Origin of the sequence: Vibrio sp. TRT 29B02 (assembly GCF_050113655.1) — a bacterium.
Lineage (GTDB): Bacteria > Pseudomonadota > Gammaproteobacteria > Enterobacterales > Vibrionaceae > Vibrio.
The window spans coordinates 1-24,237 of the sequence record NZ_JBNJOJ010000007.1; the positions used below are offsets into that span (position 1 = coordinate 1).

Genomic DNA, 24,237 nt, shown 5'->3' on the forward strand with positions numbered 1-24,237 from the left:
GCTCGACTTGCATGTGTTAGGCCTGCCGCCAGCGTTCAATCTGAGCCATGATCAAACTCTTCAATTTAAGATTTTGTTCGGCTCAATGAATACTGAACATTACATAAGTAATGTTTGAATTGACTGTGCTCTTATTGGTCTTTACTTTTGAAAAAGTAAAACAAAACAGCTCAAGGCTGTTGCCCAATTCGAATGGTCACTTCGTTTCATTGAAACCTAATTTGAAGCCTAAGCTTCTAATTGGATTATCATCAACGAGTGCCCACACAGATTGATAGGTCTATATTTTTAAAGAGCTTTTGTTTTGAGGTCTTCTCAAAACGGACGGCCATTTTATCGAGATAACTTTCAGTGTCAAACACTTTTTTCGTTATTTCTTCGAAAGTTATTAGTTAACTTTCACCGTCGTTATTGCCAGCGCTTATTAGCTCGGTATCCCGTGGCAACGGAGGCGCATTATAGGGAGTTTCCAAATGAGTACAAGAGCTAAATTCAAAAAAATATCGTTTTTCGCATCGTTCGCTCACATAACAAACAATAAGCCTAAAAACAGAGCAAAAGGGCCTTAAAAAGGGCCCTTTTGCAAGTGCTGTAATAGCTGTAATTATTGGTGAGCAATAATCTGATCGTTGTTCACCAGCAATTTAACTGGCAGATCCGGGACAACTTTACCTGCCAAAATGGCTTTCGCCAGCGGGTTCTCAACACTTTGCTGAATCGCTCGTTTGAGTGGTCTTGCGCCATATACTGGGTCAAACCCAACTTGAGCAATAAGTTCCAGCGCTTTGTCTGAGACTTCTAGCGAGTAACCTTTCTCTTCCATTCGTTTAGATAAACGCGCTAATTGAATAGAAGCAATCGCTTTAATGTGGTCTTGACCCAATGGGTGGAACACCACACTTTCATCAACTCGGTTTAGGAACTCTGGGCGGAAGTGTTTGCTCACTACATCCATTACTTGCTGTTTCATACCCTGATAATCGACCGTTCCAAAGTTTTCTTGGATTCGAGTCGAACCTAGGTTAGAGGTCATGATCACCACAGTATTGCGAAAATCGACCGTTCTACCCTGCCCATCAGTTAAACGCCCATCATCAAGCACTTGCAGCAAGATGTTAAAGACATCAGGATGCGCCTTTTCGACTTCATCCAACAAGATTACTGAATACGGTTTGCGACGAACCGCTTCTGTCAAATAACCACCTTCTTCGTAACCGACGTAACCTGGAGGCGCACCTACCAATCTCGCCACTGAGTGTTTTTCCATAAATTCAGACATGTCGATACGAACCATCGCATCTTCACTATCGAACATGAATTTAGCCAGTGTCTTACATAGCTCGGTTTTACCTACCCCTGTTGGGCCTAAGAATAGGAATGAGCCAATTGGCTGGTTTGGATCCGACAAGCCTGCACGGCTACGGCGAATGGCATTGGAGACTACCTCTACCGCTTCCGTCTGACCAATGACGCTCTTATGCAGTACATCTTCCATACGTAGCAGTTTTTCTTTTTCTGCTTCCAGCATTTTCGATACCGGTATCCCCGTCTGCTTAGACAGAACATCGGCAATTTCATTGTCTGTGACCTTATTACGCAGTAGGGTCATTTCCTGCATTTCAGCTTGAGTCGCAAGATCTAGCTGTTTTTCTAGTTCAGGGATACGCCCATATTGCAACTCAGACATTCGGTTAAGATCACCAGCTCGACGGGCAAACTCCATATCCATGCGTGCTTGTTCTAGTGCTGACTTAATATGCTGTGTTCCCGACAGAGCCGCTTTTTCTGCGTTCCAGACTTCTTCCAGTTCCGCAAAATCTCTTTCTTTATCCGCTAACTCTTCGTTTAAGATAGTTAGTCGTTTTTCACTGGCATCATCATGTTCATTAATCAAAGCCTGTTGCTCGATTTTGAGCTGAATGATTTTACGCTCTAATTTATCTAAAGATTCCGGTTTAGAGTCGATTTGCATACGGATGCTGGAAGCCGCTTCGTCAATCAAGTCGATGGCTTTATCGGGTAGCTGACGATCTGATACGTAGCGATGCGATAAACTCGCCGCAGCAACAATCGCTGGGTCGGTAATTTCAACGTGGTGATGAAGTTCATAACGCTCTTTAAGTCCTCGCAAAATCGCCACGGTATCTTCAACACTTGGCTCATCAACGATGACTTTTTGGAATCGACGCTCCAACGCTGGGTCTTTCTCTATGTATTGTCGGTACTCGTCAAGTGTCGTCGCACCAACGCAATGCAACTCACCTCTCGCTAATGCAGGCTTAAGCATGTTGCCTGCATCCATAGAGCCTTCTCCCTTACCGGCACCAACCATCGTATGAATTTCGTCGATAAAGAGAATAATGTTACCCTCTTCTTTAGACAGTTCATTGAGAACCGATTTCAGACGCTCTTCAAACTCACCACGATACTTAGCACCTGCCACCAGCGCTCCCATATCGAGCGAGAGCACGCGACGACCGCGCAAGCCTTCGGGTACTTCGTTATTAACGATACGCTGCGCTAAACCTTCAACAATCGCTGTTTTACCAACCCCCGGCTCACCAATTATGACAGGGTTGTTTTTGGTACGACGCTGCAAAACTTGAATGGTGCGGCGAATTTCGTCATCGCGGCCAATCACTGGATCGAGTTTCCCTTGCTCAGCACGCTCTGTCAGATCAATGGTGAATTTTTCCAGTGCTTGGCGAAGCTCTTCCGCATTCGGATCATTCACTTTCTGTCCACCTCGAACCTGATCGATGGCGTCAGATACTTTAGTTTCAGTTAAGCCTAGCTCTTTCAGTAGTGAGCCCAACTGGCCTCGGTCTTCCAATGCCGCTAATAGAAAAATCTCTGATGAGATGTAGGCATCTTGACGCTTCTGAGCCACTTTGTCGCACAGGTTAAACATGGTTCCCATAGCGCTAGAGAGCTGTACATCGCCACCAATACCACTCACTTTCGGTAAACGGTCAAGGATCTCACTCAATTTCGAGCGCAAATGTGTAATGTCTACATTTAGCATGGTGAGCAAGGGACGAATAGGACTGCCATTCTGATCCATTAATGCCACCATCAGGTGCACTGGTTCAATGTATTGATGATCGCGGCCCAATGCCAACGATTGAGCGTCAGATATGGCGATTTGGAATTTGCTTGTGAATCTGTCAAGACGCATATCTACCTTCCTATCTCAACTGAGAAAAAATAACTAATCAGTATGAAAGATGGATACGCCAATAGAGTTTTTCAAGGGGAGGAATAGAGTTTACGGTAGGAAATAAAGCGATTATTTTTCTATCCAGATAAAGGTCGCTTGTCTGCCTGTGATGCCATCTCGGCGGTAGGAATAGAATCGTTCAGAGTCAGAGTAAGTACATAAATTACTATAAAAGATTTGCTCAACACCGACTCGACGCAGTCGTTGGGTAACAAGTAGGTTCATATCCGCTAGCCATTTCCCCTGTTGAGTTCGGGGTTCAAAGGCATCAATGGCTCGTGGTTCAATACAAGTAAATGCCTCTACGACATCTTGACCAACCTCAAATGCACGCGGTCCAATGGCAGGGCCAATCCACGCCATAACCTCACCCTCAAACTTTTCAACAGCATTTTCGATAATGCCGTGCGCTAGTCCTCGCCATCCGGCATGAACCGCGGCGACTTGAGTGCCTGACACGTTGGTCAGTAGTACTGGTAAGCAGTCAGCTGTCATTGCCGAGCAGACGACGCCTTGGTGCTCAGTAAACGCTCCGTCAGCATCCAGTACTTCATTGGTTGGAGCATCTAAGTTAACCACCACTGTTGAGTGGGTCTGATTCAGCCATACTGGCGCAGAAGGCATAGACGCTTTCTGCGCCAACCAATGACGATTTTTCTCAACGATCGCATAATCATCACCAACATGAGTCCCAAGGTTAAGTCCTTGATAAGCGCCAACAGAAAAAACTTCTCCTCGAGTAGAGGAAAACGCTTTTATATGTTTCGCAGCTGGCCAGTTGGGGATGATCATCTCCATGGTTAGATCTCGTCGCCTAAACCATGTTCACGAACGTCTTGTCGCAGAGCTTCTGCCATGGCAACCATGTCATCTGGTACAGGCGCATGGAATTCGACTTCTTCGCCTGTAATTGGATGTTCAAACTTTAGCATCACAGCGTGAAGCGCTTGACGGTCGAATGAACGAATCATTGTCGCCAACTCTTCTGTCGCGCCCGCCGGAATACGCGCACGTCCACCATAGGCAGTATCACCTAACAGAGGGTGCTGTAGGTATGACATGTGCACACGAATCTGGTGCGTACGACCAGTTTCAAGACGTAGACGGATACGGGTATGTTCGCGGAAGTGTTCTGCCACTCGGTAATGCGTTACGGCGGGTTTGCCCATTGGGCTTACTGCCATTAGAGTACGCTTCGTTGAATGACGACCAATAGGTTGTTCTACTCGCCCACCTGCGGTCATTCGACCAATAGCAATCGCTTCATACTCACGAGTAAAGTGACGCTTTTTCTGCAAAGCACGAACTAATCGTGTCTGTGCCGGAACTGTTTTTGCTACAACCATCAAGCCCGTTGTGTCTTTATCTAGACGGTGAACGATACCTGCACGAGGTACTTCGGCAATATTTGGGTAATGATGGAGTAAAGCATTCAGCACAGTGCCATCTGGCGTGCCTGCTCCTGGGTGAACAACAAAACCACGTGGTTTATTGATCACTAGAATGTCATCGTCTTCATAAACGATGTCTAATGGAATATCTTGCGCTTCCCAACGCTGCTCATCTTCAAGTTCCGCTTGCAGAATAATCTCTTCACCGCCCATCACTTTGGTACGAGGCTTGGTGACGACTTCACCATTCACCTGAACTTTCCCGTCTAATAGCCACTCTTTGAGGCGTGAACGAGAGAAATCAGCGAATAATTCCGCAATAGCCTGGTCTAGGCGCTGCCCTAGTTGGCTATCTTTTACTGTGTTTGTTAACTCAATCTGCTGGGCCATATCGAACTTTTTTAAAAACTGTGAGACTAATTGTCACTACTGTGGAAAAATGTACTATTGGACATTGTATCTGTTACGGAATAGAAAGTAACGGAAGCAACAGAAATATTTATCTCAAGGAATCGAATCCTGACATGAAAAAGCATACTTTATCTGGCTTGTTGGCATTATCAGTACTGGTAGGCTGCTCTAGCAGCGAAGAGGTTGTTCCAGATGTGCCACCATCTGAGCTTTACTCAGAAGCACAGGTTTCGCTTCAAAGTGGTAACTGGCTTACTGCCATTGATAAGCTTGAAGCACTCGACTCTCGTTACCCATTTGGTGCTTACTCAGAACAGGTTCAGCTAGACCTAATTTATGCGTACTACAAAAATGATGACCTAGCATTAGGTCTCGCGACGATTGAACGCTTTACACGCTTAAACCCAACTCACGAAAAATTGGATTGGGTTCTTTACATGCGTGGCTTGACACACATGGCACAAGACCGCAACTTTATGCATGACTTGCTTAATACTGATCGTAGCGATCGTGATCCTGAGCCTGTGAAAAAAGCCTTTGCTGACTTTAAGAAACTGCTTGAGCGCTACCCAGATAGCCCTTACGCAGAAGACTCACAAAAACGCATGTATGCGCTAAAAAATCGTCTTGCTCAATATGATTTAGCAACGGCCGACTTTTATCTACGCCGTGAGGCTTGGATTGCCGCGATTAACCGCACCCAAGAATTGCAAAAAACCTATCCAGATACTGAAGCCGCTCGCAAATCACTTGAGATTCAATTGGAAGCCTACAAGCAACTAGGACTTGAAGATGCGATCAAAAGAACTGAGCAACTGATTGAGCTTAACCCTCAGTAAGCGTCTATTAAATAAAGCAAAAAAACCTCCGACATGGAGGTTTTTTTATTGGCGAACTTTGCGCATGTTGAACTAAAGAACTACATTTTATTCAGTGTATTGTTGAGGTGTTGCATGCTACGAACCGTTGCTATTATTTCTTTACTGTGCTTTTTCATCGGAAACGCACATGCCTTGTCACTTTCACCACTACAAAAACAACCCTATTTTGGTGATCTCTCTCAGTTGGAGAAAAAAGGGGCCATTAGAGTATTGGTCGCTGCGGATTTAGGTTTCTACTATATAGAGGATGGCCGGCCAAAAGGTATCCTTGCGGAGCTCCTTTACCATTTTGAAAAAGAACTTAGGCAACGTTCTTCCTACTTCAATTTACAAGTGATCCCTGTTCACCGTGATGAACTGCTTCCTGCGCTAGTTGACGGTTACGGTGACTTAGCCGTCGCCAATTTAACCGTGACCGAAACACGAATCGAGCAAGTCGCCTTTAGTGATCCTGTGCTGACTGGCGTTGAGGAGTTACTCATCACCCACAAAGATGAGACTCCAATAGAACAGCTATCGCAGCTAAGCGGTCGAGATATTTGGGTACGTGCAAGTTCGAGCTACTTTGAGAGCATACAAAAACTCAACCAGAAGCTAGAACAGCAGTCACTCCCTCCAATCACAGTCCGTTTTGTCGAAGAAACACTTCAAGACTACGAACTCATTGAAATGGTCAACCAGGGACATGTTCCAGCCACCGTGCTAGACAGTCATAAAAGTGAGTTATGGTTGAAAGTGATGGAGAATATTCAGATTCACTCATCTCTTCCTCTCAGAACAGATGGTGAAGTAGCATGGGCGATGCGCCAACAAAGCCCCCAGCTTGCGGCCTTTGTAAACCAGTACCTCAAGGATTATCGCTCCGGCACTTTGCTTGGGAATGTCATCTATGCCAAATATCTTGACAATACGAACTGGCTTAAACGAATTCTCAACCCCAATCACATCAATAAACTTGACTCTCTCTCGCCGATCTTTGATCTCTACTCAGAACAATACCGTTTCGATTCATTAATGATTTCGGCTCAAGGTTTTCAAGAATCAGGGCTGGATCAGAGTAAGGTCTCGCACAAAGGGGCTGTCGGCGTGATGCAGGTACTACCCAGCACGGCAAAAGATCCCAATGTAAATATTCCTGATATCTATCAAGTAGATAACAATATCCATGCGGGTGTGAAATACATGCGTTTTATCAAGGACCGATATTTCAATGACGACAATATCCTTCCTGATGATCAGGTCTACTTTACATTAGCCGCGTACAATGCAGGGCCAGCCAATATTAGGAAAATGCGACGACTCGCTGAACAGAATGGTTATGACCCGAACAAATGGTTTCGCAACGTAGAAATTATGGCTCGAAGAAATATCGGCAGAGAGCCCGTTCACTACGTATCCAATATCAATCGCTACTTTGTCATCTACAAACAGCTCAAATCTCTAAAGCAGCTGAGGGAGCATCAAGCGGCACAAGCCCAATTAGTGACCATTGAATAGAGCTCAAGAGTTATTTGAAGTTAGTTAGAGAAATAAAGCTGAAGAAAATCTGGGATTTAATTCACAAATGCTAGGTGGCTAAATGATAGGCAAAGACTTTTATTAGGTCGAACAACGTCCCTAAAAAGCATTGAATTTTTAGCACGTTACCCCTACCAATCTAATCGGTTTTTCATCTAGCACAAGCTTTTTCACACTAAAATTCACGTACTCTTTGAGTTGGATCACGTTTAGTTTTAAGCACGAAAAACACCTATCAATAAGTGATCTAGATCACATTATTTTATCTTTGAATAAGTAATCTGGAGTTAACCCATGAGGGATTAAACAGAGGAAAACATCTATGAAAGTAAATATCACTGGTAAAAATATCGACATCACCTCTGCAATCCGCACTCATATTGAGAGCAAGTTTAAGAAGTTAGAAAAGTGGCAAGTAGACATCATCGGTTGTCAGGCGACCTTCAGCGAGGAGCCAAATAAACAGAAAAAATTTGAAGCTGTTATCACCGTGCCTAAAGGACAACTAGTTGCTTCTGCTACTCACGAAGATTTATATGCTGCCGTTAATGAGGTAGAACAAAAGTTAGAACGCCAGCTAAACAAACTGCGCCACAAACCTGAAGCGCGCCGTACCGATAAGCCAGAGCTTGAAGAAGAAACGGAATAAAATCGAATTTTGTACCAGCAATTAAAAATAGCGCCTAGGGGCGCTATTTTTTTGTTGACGCTCCATACTCCGTTGCTTATTGTGTTTAAAGATTCACAACAAAGTAAATTGTTATGCACCAACTCACTCTGTTCTTTTTTGACTTCTTTTTTCTCCATTAAACTTGGGGGCTCTCGCGTTTTCGAAAGATAAGTCAAAAACGAACAGAAAGCCTCCCACGGGAGGCTTTTTTTATGAGGAATACTAGGATGACTGACCAAAAATACTCACTTGAAGAAATACGACTGCGTTTAAACGAACTGGATGATCAGCTGCTAAGACTGTTATCTGAACGTCGTAAAATGAGTATAGAGGTCGCGAAAAGTAAAGTGCAGACCTCCAAACCTGTGCGAGATGCCGATCGAGAACAACAGCTATTAGTTAAGTTGATCAATAACGGACAAGATAAGTACCAACTTGATGCTCAGTACATCACCAAATTATTCCACACCATCATCGAAGACTCTGTTTTACTACAGCAATCATACCTGCAAAATTTGGCCAACCCAGAGCTGAGCCGCAAGCCTCTGGCTCGTGTTGCTTTCCTCGGCTCAAAGGGCTCATACTCACATCTCGCCAGTCGAGAGTACTTCAGTCGCAAGAACACAGAACTCATCGAACTGAACTGTGAACACTTCAAGCAAGTCACTAATACTGTTGAGTCAGGTCATGCAGACTTTGGTGTACTTCCTATCGAAAACACCAGTTCAGGTTCAATTAACGAAGTATATGACCTACTGCAACACACTACTCTATACATTGTCGGCGAGCTAACGCTGCCTATCGAGCATTGCTTAGTCGCGAACTCCGATCTACGTCTTGAAGAGATCAAAACGCTCTACTCACACCCGCAACCACATGCACAGTGCAGTGAGTTCTTGAGTAAACTCGAAGGCGTTAAGCTTGAATCTTGTGCCAGCACCGCCGACGCAATGAGAAAAGTAAAGGAACTAAACCGCAATGATGTCGCAGCGATTGGCAATGCGTCTAGCGGTAAGCTGTACGGTCTACAGCCTATCCAAAGTAATATCGCCAACCAGACAGAAAACCATACTCGCTTTATTGTCGTTGCTCGTAAGCCTGTCGAGGTATCTGCGCAAATCCCTGCGAAGACCACTTTAATCATGTCAACGTCACAAGAAGCGGGCTCACTGGTTGAAACACTGTTGATACTGCAACGTTACGGCATCAATATGACTAAACTGGAATCACGTCCAATCATGGGTAATCCGTGGGAAGAGATGTTCTACGTCGATCTCGAAGCTCATTTAGACTCTCAACAAATGCAGCATGCGTTGAATGAATTGACTAAGATCACTAAACATCTGAAAGTGTTGGGGTGTTACCCAAGCGAAAATGTGAAGCCCACTCAGGTTAAATTACAATAATTAGTCTACGTAGCTCAAAGAAATCTTATCTAACAGCTGACACTTTTCACTAATATTCTTAGTATCTAACATTTAGTTGCATATTAGTGTTGTGTCAGCTCTATTCAGCTGATCTTAAGTACTCTTTTAAGGTATCGCCCAGTCAGCATGAGAACTTCGTTGTTATCCCTAGTGTTTCTGATCAGTTCTTCAGTTTGCGCTTCTTCATTAAGCGTTTACATGTGGGAAGACTCTCTCTCACCAACCGTACGGAACAATTGGGAAGCCCTGTCAGGTGTGCCACTACATCTCTCTCATTTCGATAATGATGACGAACGTAGTCTATTGATGATGAAAAGTTTCCAGCTACCATTTGATGTTGTGGTACTTGACAATGTGTCGGCACAAATTTACGGAAGAATTGGCGCTTTTGAAGAGTTAACCCAGCTAAAAAACAGAACGAATAATGCAGAGAGTTGGAACCAAGCGTGTGGTGACTACGCCGTTCCTTACTTCTGGGGTTCGGTAGGCATCGCTTACCGCAAAGATCGCATCTCTTTACCACCAAAAACTTGGCAAGGGTTTGTGACTCCTCCACCAGAGCTAGTGGGTAAAATCGGGATGATCAATGACAGTACTGAAACGTTCTTACCCGTTCTTTATAGCCTAAACATGTCACCGACAACCGCTAACCCTGCTGATTTGCAAGAAGCCTACCCTAAACTGCTCGATTTCAATCGAGCCGTTCACACCTACGAATATGTTCTCAGCCATATCAGAAGCCAATCAGACGATGCCCCTTTAGAAATGGCCTTAGCGTACAGTGGCGATCAGCACTCGTTGAACCGCTATCTTGGTCAAAATCTATGGGAATACGTCATCCCTGAAGGGGAGATGTTTATTTGGGTAGACTGTCTGGCTGTAAGCAGCCACTCTGAGAACAAAGCACAAGCAGTGGAATTTTTAGAGTATTTAATGACGCCAGATGTCGCCGCAACAAATGCAATTGATATAAAAGCTGCGACTCCGAACATTAGAGCAATGGAGCTCTTACCCGACTGGTACCTAAACGATACAACATTATTTCCACCAGCCAACCGGTTAGAGCATGCTCTTATAGATAGCGAACTCTCGGCAGAAAACATCAGTCTAAGAGCAAAGATAATTAATAGGTTACTAAGTCAACATGAAGTTAAACACTAGAGTCCTGCTACTCGTTGCACCCGTCATCCTATTAAGTGCGGCTATCTCTAGCTATAGCATCTATATGAATCAAAAGGACGCATTCATAAAGCGTGAAAACAGCTACTTGCAGTTTTCTATGGAGAAGCTTGCCAGCCATTTTCGTCAATCTATCTCATTGATCAATAGTTACTCGCTCACCTTAACTAAGAGCGACATTATTCGACGTTACTTCGGTCAGCCGGATAATCCTTATCGCGAGATGAGAATGATTGAAAGCCTGCAAGACACCATACAGAGCCTGCAACCTAATCAAGAAGATGACATTGCTGTTGCCATTATAGATGGTCAACAGAATGTTCGTTTTTATGCGGACAATCAGAGTGATCCTTTTGCCAAGCTCGATGAGAACGTCTTAAAGTATGTGCAGTATTTCTATCAAAACACTGGTGACAATTCTCACACTGGTTTCGCCAAAGGTTATCAAGGTCAAAGTATCCTGATTCGCTATGATGTGCTTGATGCTCATACTCTTAGCTCACCCTTGAGTTACAACAAGGATCAAGTTTTCTTTGTTGTTGTGTCTCTTTCATTGAGCAAGTTTGATCAGCTCAAAAGTAGTCTGGAATTCGACAACGACAGCAGTATTTTCTTTTCTTCTCAGCCAGTGACCAAGTCCGGATTAACGCAATCTATTGAGCTTAAAACAGGGCTGTACGCAACGTTAGATCCCGCACAATACCTAATAACAGAAAAGCTCGCTAAAATTGAACAGCGTTTGCTGCTCTCCTTTGGCGCCTCTTCCGCGGCCACGGTGCTAATCCTACTGTTCTTACTTTACCGTCACGTCATCAGTCCGATCACCCACCTTGATCGTCAACTGAGAGAGGTCGAACTGCGTCAACGGGTTAATATCGAGAAACTCACTAGTAAAAATGAAATTGGTCGCCTTTCTGTTCGTTTCTACGATATGTATAAAGAACTCAATTCAAGCTACCAAAAAACCAAAGCAATGGCTGAAAATGACCATTTGACTCAGCTTGCCAATCGCTACCAATTCCAAGTGTATGTTGAGCGCACACTGGCAAACAAACATCGCTTTACTCACGCTTGGATTCTGTACATCGATTTGGACAATTTTAAATACGTCAACGATAAATATGGCCACCATATTGGGGACTCATTGCTGGTCAATTTTGCCGAGCACATTCGCACGCTTAGCCAAAGTAAACAGCAACACCATGACATTGAATGCATGGCATCTCGTCTATCTGGTGATGAATTTGCCATTTTCATCGCCGCCGACCACAACGGTCAATATGCGGATCACATCGCACAAGCGGTATTAGAACCGATTCAGAATTATGCGGATCCTAAACTAGGTCGCTTCCCTATTACCGCCAGTATCGGTATCGCTTCATACCCAGATGACGGTATGGTGCTTGCAAAACTACTTTCAAACGCCGATACGGCGATGTATCAAGCCAAGCGAGCAGGTAAAAACCAAATCGCTCACTATTCGAAGGAGCTTGATGATATTGTCCAACGTCGAACTCAGGTAGAACGAGCGCTGCGCAACGGTGACTTAGACAATGAATTCACGTTGCTCTACCAACCTTACTATGATCGCCTAGGTGAAAAGATAAAAGGTGTCGAGGCTTTATTACGCTGGGATTCTCCGAAACTCGGCAAGGTGACACCAACTGAATTTATCCCAATATCTGAACAGATTGGGCTATTTGGCATGATAGACCGTTGGGTTATAAAACAAGCTTTCAAAGATTTTACCCAATTGCAGGCTTGCTTTGACGAGCCGATCCAGCTATCAGTCAACCTTTCTTCTGCGGAGCTTGATTCACTACAGTTAGCGAACGACATTGAAGAACTGATGTCCTTGTATCCGATTCAGGCTGATTTGATTGATTTTGAAATCACAGAAACATTTGCATCCGATTCACAAAGCTATAGCTTGCTCTACGCTTTGACGCAGATGGGCTTTAAGTTGACGATTGATGACTTTGGTTCCGGCTACAGTTCTATTACTCAGCTAGTCGAATACCCTGTACAGAAAATTAAGTTTGACCGCGAGTTTTTGGAAACCTTAATCAAAACCGATAATCAACAAGTTGTGAAACCACTGGTTGATCTTTGTCATTCTCAATCTATGATGGTGACCGCGGAAGGGATTGAATCACCAGAGATGCACCGCTGGTTAGCAGACAATAAATGCGACTATATGCAAGGCTACTATCTCTCTGCTCCTCTGCCTTTATCCCAGTTACAGTTTGCTCAAACTCAATCCAAAGGAAGTCGAGATGTCGAAAAAGAAGGTGATTGTAGCATCGCTTAATCCTGCCAAAATCAATGCGGTTAAAAGTGCCTTCGAAGCCACTTTTCCAACTGAGAAGTTTGATTTTGTCGGTACAAGTGTTCCAAGCGAAGTTGCAGACCAACCGATGAGCAATGAAGAAACGTATACCGGTGCCATAAACCGAGTCCGTAACGCCAAACAAGTTGTCCCTGATGCCGATTATTATGTTGGTTTAGAGGCGGGGATCGAAAGTAATGTCACGTTTGCCTGGATGGTCATTGAATCGGCGACTCAGCGTGGCGAGTCGCGCTCTGCCAGTTTGATGTTGCCACCACTGGTCATAGAGAAGCTCAAAGATGCGAATGAATTGGGCGATGTGATGGACGAGGTATTCGCGACTGAAAATATTAAGCAAAAAGGAGGAGCGATCAGCTTACTTACTCATAATCTGCTGACCCGCAGCTCCGTATATCATCAAGCGCTGATTCTCGCCTTGATTCCTTTTGCCAATCCTGACCACTTTCCAGCGAATCTGTAAAAAAATAAGGATGCAAATGCATCCTTATTTTTTATTCAGCAACTGAGCAATCGCCTGTTTTTCATCAGAACTTTTTGATTTTAGTTCATTGGAGCCACGTGTGATGGTTGCAATGCCAACACCTAGCATCTGGCTTATCTGTCGCTGTGACAACTCCCCTTTCAGTAACTCACGGAAGATGTTGACTCTCGCCACTAAAGCCTCTCTCTCATCAGGAGTCAGTAGCATGGTTAGTAACATTTCATGCTGTTGAGATTGAGTGCTTTGGTCAATCAGGTCTAAGATCTGCTGCCACTCTTTGTATTCTGGTTCCAATGACATTTGATAAGGTGCTCGCTAATATTTCGCGTTCAGCTCATGCTGATTCAAGAACGCTCCATCCACTCCTAAGACTTCGCGATAATAAGTTTCAAACATTAAAATGTTCTGCACATATCCACGTGTCTCATTGAATGGTATCGCCTCGATAAATGCATAAGCGTCTAGTTTTCCCTGGGTCTGACTTCGCCAGGTTTTCACTCGATGAGGTCCTGCATTATACGCGGCTAACGCAAAAATTCGATTGTTATCGTACTGTTTTAGCAGTCCATCAAGATAATGGCTGCCAATTTCGATGTTCTTGCCCACTTGGTACAAATCATCTTTGCCCTGATAGGTCAGCTTATACTTTCTCGCCGTGTACTTAGCGGTTGAGGGCATAATCTGCATAATTCCACGAGCACCAACGGGGGATTTTGCTTCGATATCCATCGCACTCTCTTGGCGAGCCAGAGACATCAATGTTATTGGGTCGATGCTGTGTTTATCTGCATAGAAATCAAACCACCAGCGATGAGCGACTGGGAAACGAATCTGCAAATTATCCCACATTTGTGCTTTGATGCTCGCTGCAACGGTTAAATGGTGCCAGCCTTTGAAAGAAGCAAATGCAGCCAACATCTCTTGCTGTTTTTTATCTGCTCGTTCAAGTAGCCAACGCCACTCACTTTTCGCTGCGGTAATCTTATCGCGATCAATCAGTTCTTCTATTCTTATCAGCTCGGTAGAAAACCCTTTAAGCAGACTCTTATCGAGTGAAATTTCTGAGGTTGGATACTCGACCGAACGCTTAAGCTCTTTCGCAGCAGCCACGCTGTAAAAGTTACGCTGACCAATTAATCTCTCTAAGCGCTGATGGCCTTGAGCTTTCTGACCTGACTCTATCTCACTGCGCCCTAACCAATACTGCCAACGGAGAGTTTCCTGAGAAGGCTGAGGTAACTTGTGAATCCATTTATCAACACTTGGCCAATCTGCCATTTGGATAGCGAGCCGTACACGACGCTCTATCAATGCGACGTTTGATGACTTTACTATCTGCTTATCACGCCATTTAGCTAATGATGAAGAGTCCGTATTAATGAGTCGAAACGAGATGTAGTCCGCCAATGATTGCTGAGTATCCTCCGTCAGCTTTTGTCCTTGAGCCACCAAGCTGAACTGCTGCTGAGCTTGTTCGACATCTTTACGGGCAAGTTTCTTCAGAGCCAGTTCAGCCAGTTTCTGATTAACAGGCGTTACCTGCTGTTTTTTTGCAAACGCTCCGACTCGTTCGGGGTTCCCAAATAGATCCTGCATCTGTTCCGCTTGGCCTGTCGCCTGCGACGACTTGACCTGTTTCTTCAGGTAGCTCATCAAGGTACCATTGCGTGCTTCAAAAGCGAGAAGCATGCGCTCAACGACCATTTGATCACTTTTCAGCCCGGCTTTGTCCCATGCCTCAAACAAAGGATCACAAGCATCCGCAATACTGTGCCCAGATAACCAGAGTTTTTCTGCCCCCTCGAATGCTATCTTTTCATTTCCTTGTTGAGCATGTGCATTGTAATAATGGCATTGATACGTTTCGCCACGAGGCTCACTCGTTTGGAACGCTAACATGGTCTTCCAATCACCTTTTTTTGCCAATTCATCCAGATACGGGGCTCGAATCCGGGCTGAAAAAGGGAAACTGTGATGCTGTTGGATAAATGACTCAACCTCCGTTGGCGAGCGCTGTGCAATGTCAACGAGAAAGGTACGGTAATCGATGTAAGGCGTCAGCGGGTAGTCAGCGATTTGTGGACGAATTTTAAGATACTGAGCGACTTGCTTGGCATCTAAAAACTCTTGAGCTTGGTCATACAAATCTCTTTGCTGTTTTAAATCAGCAGCCACCACAGATGTGGCAAAGGTTGCGCTGCATATCATCGAAGAAACAAGAGCTAGCGATGAAGAAATGCGATGCAGCGACTTTCGGAAAGTCTGCGTCATAAAGGCTCGTCCTAGAGAATAGAAAGCTATGATGTTCCTTATTAAGACTCATTGTAATCAGACCTGTAAAGCGCGGAGATGTAAATAATAATAAATTCACATAACTGTGACATTTGGCTTGCTTTAAGTGAAGCAGTGCACGTTAAATCACCAATAAATGACACCGACAGCGAAGCACACCGTTTATCTAGTAACAAACTGCTCGCTCTTAGTATAAAATAACCATTTCCGTGAATTGACTATTTAGGAACGATCGGCAATGGCTGAATACGTATATACCATGTCGCGCGTGAGCAAAATTGTGCCACCAAAGCGACAAATTCTTAAAGACATCTCTCTAAGCTTCTTCCCAGGCGCAAAAATTGGTGTTTTGGGTCTAAACGGTGCGGGTAAATCAACCCTACTGCGCATCATGGCTGGCATTGATACCGATATCGATGGTGAAGCACGCCCACAACCAGGCCTAAATGTTGGCTACCTTCCTCAAGAACCTGTACTGGATGAGTCGAAGACTGTTCGTGAAATCGTTGAAGAAGCGGTTTCTGATGTAGCCGGTGCAATGAAGCGTCTTGACGAAGTATACGCTGCGTACGCGGAGCCAGATGCCGACTTTGATGCGCTAGCAAAAGAGCAAGGTGAACTTGAAGCACTGATTCAAGCAAAAGACGGTCACAATCTAGATAACGCGCTAGAACGTGCTGCGGATGCACTGCGTCTGCCTGAGTGGGATCAAAAGATCCAACACTTATCCGGTGGTGAGCGCCGTCGCGTAGCGATCTGTCGCCTACTGTTATCAAACCCAGATATGCTTCTTCTTGACGAACCAACTAACCACTTGGATGCAGAATCTGTCGCGTGGCTAGAACGCTTCCTAGTTGATTATTCAGGCACTGTTGTGGCAATCACCCACGACCGTTACTTCCTAGATAACGCTGCTGGTTGGATTCTAGAGCTAGACCGTGGTGAAGGTATTCCATGGCAAGGTAACTACACTTCTTGGCTAGAGCAGAAAGATGCTCGTCTACAACAAGAAGCTTCACAAGAAAAAGCTCGTCAAAAGACGATTGAGAAAGAACTTGAGTGGGTACGTCAAAACCCGAAAGGTCGTCAGTCAAAATCTAAAGCACGTATGGCTCGCTTTGAGGAACTACAAAGCGGTGATCGTCAGAAGCGCAACGAGACTAACGAACTATTCATCCCGCCAGGCGAGCGCCTAGGTGACAAAGTTATTGAAGTGAATAACCTGACTAAGTCATTTGACGGCCGAGTACTGATTGATGACCTTTCATTCAGCATCCCTAAAGGTGCGATCGTTGGTATTATCGGTGCTAACGGTGCCGGTAAATCGACGCTGTTCAAGATGCTAAGTGGCACTGAACAACCAGATTCAGGCACGATTGAAATGGGTGAAACGGTTAAACTTGCTTCTGTTGACCAGTTCCGTGACTCAATGGATGACTCGAAAACCGTTTACCAAGAGATTTCTGAAGGCGCGGATATCATCAAAATCAACCACTTCGAAATTCCTGCACGTGCCTACTGCTCTCGCTTCAACTTCAAAGGTTCAGACCAACAGAAGATCATCGGTGAGTTATCAGGCGGTGAGCGCAACCGTGTTCACTTGGCTAAGCTTCTCAAAGCTGGCGGTAACGTGCTGCTACTCGATGAGCCAACCAACGACCTTGACGTTGAAACGCTACGTGCACTGGAAGAAGCTCTACTTGAGTTCCCTGGCTGTGCAATGGTTATCTCGCACGACCGTTGGTTCCTAGACCGTATCGCGACTCATATCATTGACTACCGCGACGAAGGTCAGGTTAACTTCTACGAAGGTAACTATACTGAGTATATGGATTGGTTGAAGAAAACCCTTGGTCCAGAAGCTGCGGAACCGCATCGAATCAAATACAAGCGTATTGCTAAATAATGTGATACAGCTTGAAATTTGTGCAAAGGCCGCTAATATAGCGGCCTTTATTATATAGCTCACAATACGGATAATTGTCCGTGTTGCGATCGCGAAGAATGCGAACAAGCGCGTATAGTGGCCACTTTAATTTTGATACTCTTACGAGTTGCAATTAAGAGAGAAAGTTATGATCGAACGCCGTCGTTTTTCGCGTATTGTTTACCAAGCTCAAGCAGTACTGACACAAGAGTCCGTTGAGGTGATCGCCCTTGTCAGCGATCTTTCGCTACACGGTTTATTGCTTACCAGTGACCAATCGGATTTACTCGATGTAGGTAAACAAGTTGATGTTGAATTTTCGCTTCCAGGAAGTGATGTTACGATCCAACTTGTAGGGAATATTGTTGGCCTTAATAACAATGTGATTCGTCTGAGTATTGATCACATTGATATTGAAAGTATCGGGCATTTGAAGCGGTTGGTCGAACTAAACGTAGGTGATGATGAGCTCTTACATCGAGACATCGAACACTTATCTGATTTAGGTGAGTACACCTAGCCTAACTAGCTTATGTCAAAAAAAATTACTATTTCTATCCCTGACTCCTCAGGGGTACAACACTTCTATATCTCAAGAAAAAACTTCGTTGTTTCCTCTATGCTACTGATCGGTACGCTAGGTTCTGGTGGGGTTTATTTCTGGCAACAACAGCAGAAAACGCAACAAAACTACAATGCTCTGCTCGATCAACTCAGCTCAGTAGAACAAGCTAAAAACGAACTCGAGATGCTCTACGAAGAGCAAGTGGACACCACCCATTCACTGTCTCAGGAGTTGGAAGATAAGCGTAACCAGATTCAAGTTCTCGGTAAACGTGTCTTTGACGTAGAGTCTGTATTGGGACTCGCTGATGAAACACTCAGCGATGAACAGAATCTTGAAGACCGACTTGATGCCGCAGCGGTTGACTCAGCAGTACGTGCGACCATGTTCCGTATGATCCCGAACGATTCGCCGCTCAACTACCAGCGCATATCTTCTCCATATGGCAGACGTACGAACCCAATTACCGGCAAACGTCATACTCATACGGGCATCGACCTGACATGTAAACGCGGTGAAGAGATTTATGCTCCTGCGGATGGTGTTGTAGAAACCGTGCGCCCGAGTTCAAAAGGATTTGGTAACTTTCTCACCGTTCGACACTCGTTTGGTTTTATGAGCTCCTATGCTCACCTCGCCAAGTTTAAAGTTCGCAGTGGTCAGTTTGTAAGTAAAGGGGATCTGATCGCCACTTGTGGTAACTCGGGTAATTCAACAGGGCCTCACTTGCATTACGAAGTACGCTTTTTAGGACGAGCACTCAACCCGCAATACACCATGGATTGGACGCCAGAGAACTTTAACTATCTTTTCGAAAACGAGAACGGAGTCAAATGGGCTCCACTGGTAAAAATCATCGATGAAACAGTGCGCTTACAGGTCAATCTGACCAATACACCGTATAGTGATAACTCGGTGAGCACGGTGAAAAACGAACAGGCTTCACAAGCAGAACCTGTGGTGATTCAATAATAGCGATCAAAAAGAGCGACGTTCAGTCGCTCTTTTTACATCCCTAACTCTATCCTCTGTGGATGGAGTCATTGGCTTGCTTCAGCAAATTTTGGCTCTCTTCAAGGAACTGCTGCGAGTAGTCACCGAACCAGTCACTGACTTTGTCAAAACTCTCAACAAATGCCTGTTTGTCCTTGCCATCAAGAATCTCCAAGGCTTCACCAAAACAACGGTGAAAACGCTTGATCATGTCGATATTCTCTTGAGAAGAGAGAATGATGTCACCGTACAAATTAGGATCTTGACCGAATAGTCGCCCAACCATAGCGAGCTCTAAGCGATAAATAGGTGAACTCAGCTTGAGTAGCTTATCGATATTGGGGTTTTCACGGCTAAGGTGAAGACCGTATGCAAATGAAGTGAAGTGGCGTAGTGCCTGAATCAAGGTCATACCATGATCATGCTCACTCGCATCAATCTGACATAAGCTCGCACCCCAAATAGAAAACTGTTGCAGCAACCATTGGTAGCTCTCTTCGCCTCGGCCATCACAGTAAACAATCACCTGCTTAGCCAAACTTGGAACATCAGGACCAAACATTGGATGCAGACCAACCACCGGCCCTTGGTGCACGTTAAGCATCGCTTGCAGTGGCTTAGACTTAATCGAGGTTAAATCACACAATATACAATCTTTAGGTAACTGACCCAGTTTCTCAATCACACCTTCGGTAAGATGAATTGGAACCGTCACCACAACCATCCCAGCATTCTCAAGCATTTCATCAGCTCGATCCCAGTCTTTGCTCCCAAGCACTTTAACGTCGTAACCAGAAAGCTTAAACATACGACCAAACAAGCCACCAAGCTGACCGTGACCGCCGACAATCACCACAGAGCGAAGCTCAGGATTAAGGCATTTGAAACCAGAATCTTTCTCACTGGCATAAGATTCACGCATTGTGCGGCGAAGAATATCTTCAATGAGTTGAGGGGGCACGCCTTTCTTCTCTGCTTCTTGACGACGTGAAGCCAGCATTGCCGCTTCACGATCTGGGGCATAGATAGGTAAGCCGTGTTTACTTTTCACTTCACCGACTTTCTCGACTAACGCAAGTCGCTGGGCTAACAAATCCAAAATCTGTTTATCGACTGCGTCAATCTGATCACGCAACTCATTCAATTCAACGGCCATTGATGTTCCTTGTACTCTTCTACATTAGCCTTTCAAACGATTCTCTAGGAAAGGGACTAGCTCTTCATGTGCATGGCGTAATAGTGCCTCAGTTGTATCCCAATTGATACAAGCGTCGGTGATAGAAACACCATATTGCATCTCACTTAACGGAATATCAGATGACTGATTGCCCTCGTTAATATGACTTTCGATCATTAGGCCAATAATCGATTTGTTCCCTTCACGGATTTGGTGGATCACATCTTCTGCAACCAAAGGTTGACGACGGAAATCTTTACGTGAGTTGGCGTGACTGCAATCCACCATCAGCGAAGCTTCCAAACCATGCTTGGCCATATCCTGCTCACATTCAGTCACAGAAACTGAATCGTAATTGGTCTGCTTACCACCGCGTAGGATCACATGACCATTTGGGTTGCCTTGAGTCGTCAGTAAAGCAACCTGACCTTCACGGTTAATACCCATAAAGCGGTGGCTTGAAGAAGCAGCTTGCATCGCGTTAATTGCCGTTGCTAAGCTACCATCTGTACCATTTTTAAAACCAATTGGCATGGAAAGACCACTCGCCATTTCACGGTGAGTTTGCGATTCAGTGGTGCGGGCACCAATCGCAGCCCAGCTGAAGGTATCTGCTAGGTATTGTGGGCTGATTGGATCCAGAGCTTCAGTGGCTAATGGAATATTCATTTCAGCCAGGTCGACAAGTAGCTCACGACCAACATGAAGACCGTGCTCAATATCAAAAGAGCCATCTAGATGTGGGTCATTGATCAAACCTTTCCAGCCAACCGTTGTACGTGGTTTTTCGAAGTAAACACGCATAACAATATACAGTTGATCACTCAGTTGTTCTGAAAGTGCTTTAAGACGCTTAGCGTATTCCTTCGCAGCATCGATATCGTGGATTGAACATGGCCCGCATACAACAAGCAGACGGTGATCTTTCTTGTGGATGATATTCGCGATGGTTTGACGTGATTCTTGGATAGCGCGACGAGCTTTGTCACTAAGAGGCAATTTTGCCTTGAGCTCTTCTGGCGTAATCAGAACCTGTTCATCACTAATATTGATATTGCTCAATTCACTTTTTTGCATAACCTAAACCTGTATATTTATTTTTACACCAAGATTCATCCGTATCACTTGGTCTTGAATAAACATAAAATAACAGCCCAAATTTAGATTGCAACATGTAAACTAAAAAAAACACCAATGTAAATTTAAATTTACACGTGAGGTTTTAGCTGGTTTTAGCGAAGAATGATGAGATAAGCATGTTTTCTCTGCGGTTTGTTATCTAGAATAAGGGATAAATCCACACCTAATTTTATTGCTATGGATCTGATTCTTTCCCTACTACAGCAGATGTGTGTCTATTTAGTGCTGGCTTACATGCTTAGTAAGACCCCTATATTTCTGCCATTGCTGAACATATCCAACCGACTTAGCCACAAGTTGAGCGTCTACGTGCTGTTCTCTCTATTCTGTATTATGGGGACTTACTTTGGTTTACAGATCAATGATGCCATTGCCAACACCCGAGCGATAGGCGCGGTAATGGGTGGACTCTTTGGTGGGCCTATTGTTGGTTTTTTTGTCGGACTAACCGGAGGCTTACACCGCTACTCACTCGGTGGCTTCACCGACGTGGCTTGTGCAATATCAACCACTGCCGAAGGATTGATTGGTGGCTTACTGCATATCTACCTACTTCGTAAAGGAAAGTCTGAACAACTCTTTAATCCGAGTGTGGTTTTTGCCGTTACCTTAGTGGCAGAAATCGTCCAGATGCTGATCATCCTGATCGTCGCCAAACCTTTTGATCAAGCGTATAACTTGGTATCTGCTATTGCAGCTCCGATGATCATTGCTAACTCTGTCGGCGCAGCCTTATTTATGAGTATTCTGCATGACAGGAAAACCATCTTCGAAGAGTATTCAGCCACGTTTTCACGGCGTGCACTCAACATAGCTGAACGTTCAGTGGGTATCCTGGCATTAGGATTTAACAGCCAAAATGCAGAGAAAATCGCTCGAATCATCTACGAAGAAACCAACGTTGGTGCTGTATCTATTACCGACGATGAAAAGATTCTAGCCTTTGTAGGCATCGGGGATGATCACCATAAACCTAATACCCCGATCTCTTCACAAAGCACATTAGATGCGATTCAACAAAATGACATTATCTACCTCGACGGTAAGGAAAAGCCTTATCAGTGTTCTTTGTCGTCTGAATGCAAGCTTGGTTCGGCACTGATTATTCCCTTACGTGCGGGAGAACGAGTGATTGGAACAATCAAGTTGTACGAACCCAAGCGAAAACTGTTTTCTACCATCAATATGTCGATGGCTGAAGGGATTGCCCAATTACTCTCAAGCCAAATTCTATTTGGTGACTACCAGCAGAAACAAACCTTATTATCTCAAGCGGAAATCAAACTACTCCATGCTCAAGTCAACCCGCATTTCTTGTTCAATGCTCTAAATACTATCAGTGCAGTTATTCGCCGAGACCCCGCGAAAGCAAGAGAGCTTATTCAGCATCTTTCTCATTTCTTCCGTAGCAATCTCAAGCAAGATATCGAAACCGTCACCCTCAAAGAAGAGCTTGCCCATGTGAACGCCTACCTGACCATCGAAAAGGCGCGTTTTACCGACAGGCTTGAAGTAACGATAGACATCGAAGAAAGTTTACTCAGTCGCAAAGTGCCAACATTTACCCTTCAGCCACTAGTAGAAAACGCCATCAAGCATGGGATATCAAATCTGCTATTCGGAGGCGTTGTTCGCGTCTACAGTCAGGTCGAGCAAGAGGGTTATCGTATCGTTGTTGAAGATAACGCGGGCAGTTACTCTCCCCCAGCTGATGACCATCTAGGATTAGGTATGCAAATCGTAGACAAACGTCTCACGAATAAATTTGGTCGTGCTTCGGCTCTCACTATTGAAGTAGAACCGGACAGACTTACGCGAATGAGCTTTATCATTCCCAACGAACACTCTCATTAAGGAACACCATGCTTTCAGCATTAGTCATAGATGACGAACTCTTTGCTCGCGAAGAACTGACAGAGTTGTTAGAAGAAACTGGGCATATTCAAGTTATCGAACAAGCCAGCAACGCAATCGAAGGGTTAAAAAAAATCAATCAGCTTAAACCTGACGTGGTGTTTCTCGATATCCAAATGCCACAAATAACGGGAATTGAGCTGCTGGCGATGCTCGACCCCGAAACGATGCCAAAAGTCGTGTTTGTTACGGCTTATGATGAGTTTGCCGTTCAGGCATTTGAGGATAATGCCTTTGACTATCTGTTGAAGCCAGTTGATACCCAAAGGCTTACTAAGACAGTTAACCGACTACTGAAAACACAACGAGTCAATAAGGAGCAAATTGCCGCTATCGCTCCTCCTTGTTTGGATCAGGTGCCGTGTATTGGGCTCAACAGAATCGTTATTATTCCGACTAAAGATGTCGAGTTTGCTTATAGTGACATTAGCGGTGTTCATGTTCAGACCCATGAACAGAAAGCGACGTCTCAGTTAACACTTAAAGTGTTAGAAGAGAAAACACCTCTTGTTCGCTGTCATCGACAGTTTCTCGTCAACATCAGTGCCATTAAAGAAATTAAACTACTGGAAAATGGCTTGGCCGAAATTATCACAGTCAGCAATCACCCTCTTCCAGTGAGTCGTCGTTACCTTAAAACCCTCAAGGAGAAACTCGGTTTTCACTGACTGAGCAATCAATAAAAGAGCCGCAGTCGCGGC

The 24,237-nt window shown here is 44.6% G+C and carries 19 protein-coding genes, 1 rRNA gene and 1 other annotated feature; of the genes, 12 read left to right on the top strand and 8 right to left on the bottom strand.

Annotated features, from left to right (window positions below):
- From ACQEXT_RS05995 to rluD, 4 genes are all read right to left on the bottom strand, one after another.
- Positions 1-67, bottom strand: a 16S ribosomal RNA gene (locus tag ACQEXT_RS05995); the annotation flags it as partial.
- A gap of 537 nt (positions 68-604) precedes the next feature.
- The gene (gene clpB, locus ACQEXT_RS06000) at positions 605-3,178 is read right to left on the bottom strand and encodes an ATP-dependent chaperone ClpB (RefSeq protein WP_138971354.1); all 2,574 of its coding nucleotides are present in this window, start codon (positions 3,176-3,178) and stop codon (positions 605-607) included.
- Between the two features lie 111 nt (positions 3,179-3,289).
- On the bottom strand, positions 3,290-4,018 hold the full coding sequence (gene pgeF, locus ACQEXT_RS06005; protein ID WP_426951069.1) for a peptidoglycan editing factor PgeF: 729 nt from the start codon (positions 4,016-4,018) through the stop codon (positions 3,290-3,292).
- A 2-nt stretch (positions 4,019-4,020) separates the two neighbouring features.
- The gene (rluD, locus tag ACQEXT_RS06010; RefSeq protein WP_331417594.1) at positions 4,021-5,001 is read right to left on the bottom strand and encodes a 23S rRNA pseudouridine(1911/1915/1917) synthase RluD; all 981 of its coding nucleotides are present in this window, start codon (positions 4,999-5,001) and stop codon (positions 4,021-4,023) included.
- Between the two features lie 134 nt (positions 5,002-5,135).
- On the opposite strand from rluD, the gene ACQEXT_RS06015 reads away from it, so the two are divergent.
- From ACQEXT_RS06015 to yjjX, 7 genes are all read left to right on the top strand, one after another.
- A complete protein-coding gene (locus tag ACQEXT_RS06015) occupies positions 5,136-5,861 on the top strand; it encodes an outer membrane protein assembly factor BamD (protein WP_269377360.1) in 726 nt (241 codons plus the stop codon).
- A 114-nt stretch (positions 5,862-5,975) separates the two neighbouring features.
- Entirely contained in the window at positions 5,976-7,400 is a 1,425-nt protein-coding gene (locus tag ACQEXT_RS06020; protein ID WP_426951070.1) for a transglycosylase SLT domain-containing protein, read from the top strand.
- A 343-nt stretch (positions 7,401-7,743) separates the two neighbouring features.
- Entirely contained in the window at positions 7,744-8,070 is a 327-nt protein-coding gene (hpf, locus tag ACQEXT_RS06025) for a ribosome hibernation-promoting factor, HPF/YfiA family (protein ID WP_138971358.1), read from the top strand.
- Between the two features lie 115 nt (positions 8,071-8,185).
- Positions 8,186-8,305: a sequence feature (Phe leader region), on the top strand.
- Between the two features lie 13 nt (positions 8,306-8,318).
- Positions 8,319-9,497 (top strand): prephenate dehydratase, encoded by a 1,179-nt coding sequence (gene pheA / locus ACQEXT_RS06030; RefSeq protein WP_138971359.1) that lies wholly within the window; start codon positions 8,319-8,321, stop codon positions 9,495-9,497.
- Between the two features lie 147 nt (positions 9,498-9,644).
- The gene (locus ACQEXT_RS06035; RefSeq protein WP_426951071.1) at positions 9,645-10,679 is read left to right on the top strand and encodes a polyamine ABC transporter substrate-binding protein; all 1,035 of its coding nucleotides are present in this window, start codon (positions 9,645-9,647) and stop codon (positions 10,677-10,679) included.
- A complete protein-coding gene (locus ACQEXT_RS06040; protein ID WP_426951072.1) occupies positions 10,663-13,008 on the top strand; it encodes a putative bifunctional diguanylate cyclase/phosphodiesterase in 2,346 nt (781 codons plus the stop codon). Before ACQEXT_RS06035 ends, ACQEXT_RS06040 begins: the two co-directional genes overlap by 17 nt.
- On the top strand, positions 12,974-13,507 hold the full coding sequence (yjjX, locus tag ACQEXT_RS06045) for an inosine/xanthosine triphosphatase (RefSeq protein ID WP_331417591.1): 534 nt from the start codon (positions 12,974-12,976) through the stop codon (positions 13,505-13,507). The genes ACQEXT_RS06040 and yjjX overlap by 35 nt, the downstream gene beginning before the upstream one ends.
- 24 nt (positions 13,508-13,531) lie before the next feature.
- Here the strand turns inward: yjjX and trpR are convergent, their stop codons facing one another.
- Both trpR and sltY read right to left on the bottom strand, forming a co-directional pair.
- Complete coding sequence (gene trpR / locus ACQEXT_RS06050) at positions 13,532-13,828, bottom strand: trp operon repressor (protein ID WP_331417590.1); 297 nt, start codon at positions 13,826-13,828, stop codon at positions 13,532-13,534.
- Positions 13,829-13,843: 15 nt separating this feature from the next.
- Complete coding sequence (gene sltY / locus ACQEXT_RS06055) at positions 13,844-15,799, bottom strand: murein transglycosylase (protein WP_426951073.1); 1,956 nt, start codon at positions 15,797-15,799, stop codon at positions 13,844-13,846.
- A gap of 259 nt (positions 15,800-16,058) precedes the next feature.
- Here sltY and ettA point away from each other — a divergent pair, with 259 nt between their 5' ends.
- The 3 genes from ettA (at position 16,059) to ACQEXT_RS06070 (ending at position 19,284) form a co-directional block, all read left to right on the top strand.
- Positions 16,059-17,726, top strand: coding sequence for an energy-dependent translational throttle protein EttA (gene ettA, locus ACQEXT_RS06060; protein ID WP_138971365.1), 1,668 nt, complete (start codon positions 16,059-16,061; stop codon positions 17,724-17,726).
- Between the two features lie 169 nt (positions 17,727-17,895).
- Positions 17,896-18,267: a PilZ domain-containing protein gene (locus tag ACQEXT_RS06065; protein WP_138971366.1), complete on the top strand. Its 372-nt coding sequence runs from the start codon at positions 17,896-17,898 to the stop codon at positions 18,265-18,267.
- Between the two features lie 12 nt (positions 18,268-18,279).
- Positions 18,280-19,284: a peptidoglycan DD-metalloendopeptidase family protein gene (locus ACQEXT_RS06070; RefSeq protein ID WP_138971367.1), complete on the top strand. Its 1,005-nt coding sequence runs from the start codon at positions 18,280-18,282 to the stop codon at positions 19,282-19,284.
- A gap of 49 nt (positions 19,285-19,333) precedes the next feature.
- Here ACQEXT_RS06070 and tyrA read toward each other — a convergent pair whose 3' ends face one another.
- Positions 19,334-20,461, bottom strand: coding sequence for a bifunctional chorismate mutase/prephenate dehydrogenase (gene tyrA, locus ACQEXT_RS06075; protein WP_269377372.1), 1,128 nt, complete (start codon positions 20,459-20,461; stop codon positions 19,334-19,336).
- Positions 20,462-20,485: 24 nt separating this feature from the next.
- Positions 20,486-21,559, bottom strand: a complete 1,074-nt coding sequence (locus tag ACQEXT_RS06080; protein ID WP_138971369.1) for a 3-deoxy-7-phosphoheptulonate synthase — start codon at positions 21,557-21,559, stop codon at positions 20,486-20,488.
- 240 nt (positions 21,560-21,799) lie between these two features.
- Between ACQEXT_RS06080 and ACQEXT_RS06085 the strand changes: the two genes are divergently transcribed.
- Together ACQEXT_RS06085 and btsR are read left to right on the top strand one after the other, a co-directional pair.
- The gene (locus ACQEXT_RS06085) at positions 21,800-23,476 is read left to right on the top strand and encodes a sensor histidine kinase (RefSeq protein WP_138971370.1); all 1,677 of its coding nucleotides are present in this window, start codon (positions 21,800-21,802) and stop codon (positions 23,474-23,476) included.
- Positions 23,477-23,484: 8 nt separating this feature from the next.
- Complete coding sequence (gene btsR / locus ACQEXT_RS06090; RefSeq protein WP_138971371.1) at positions 23,485-24,204, top strand: two-component system response regulator BtsR; 720 nt, start codon at positions 23,485-23,487, stop codon at positions 24,202-24,204.
- The last annotated feature ends 33 nt before the right edge of the window (positions 24,205-24,237 follow it).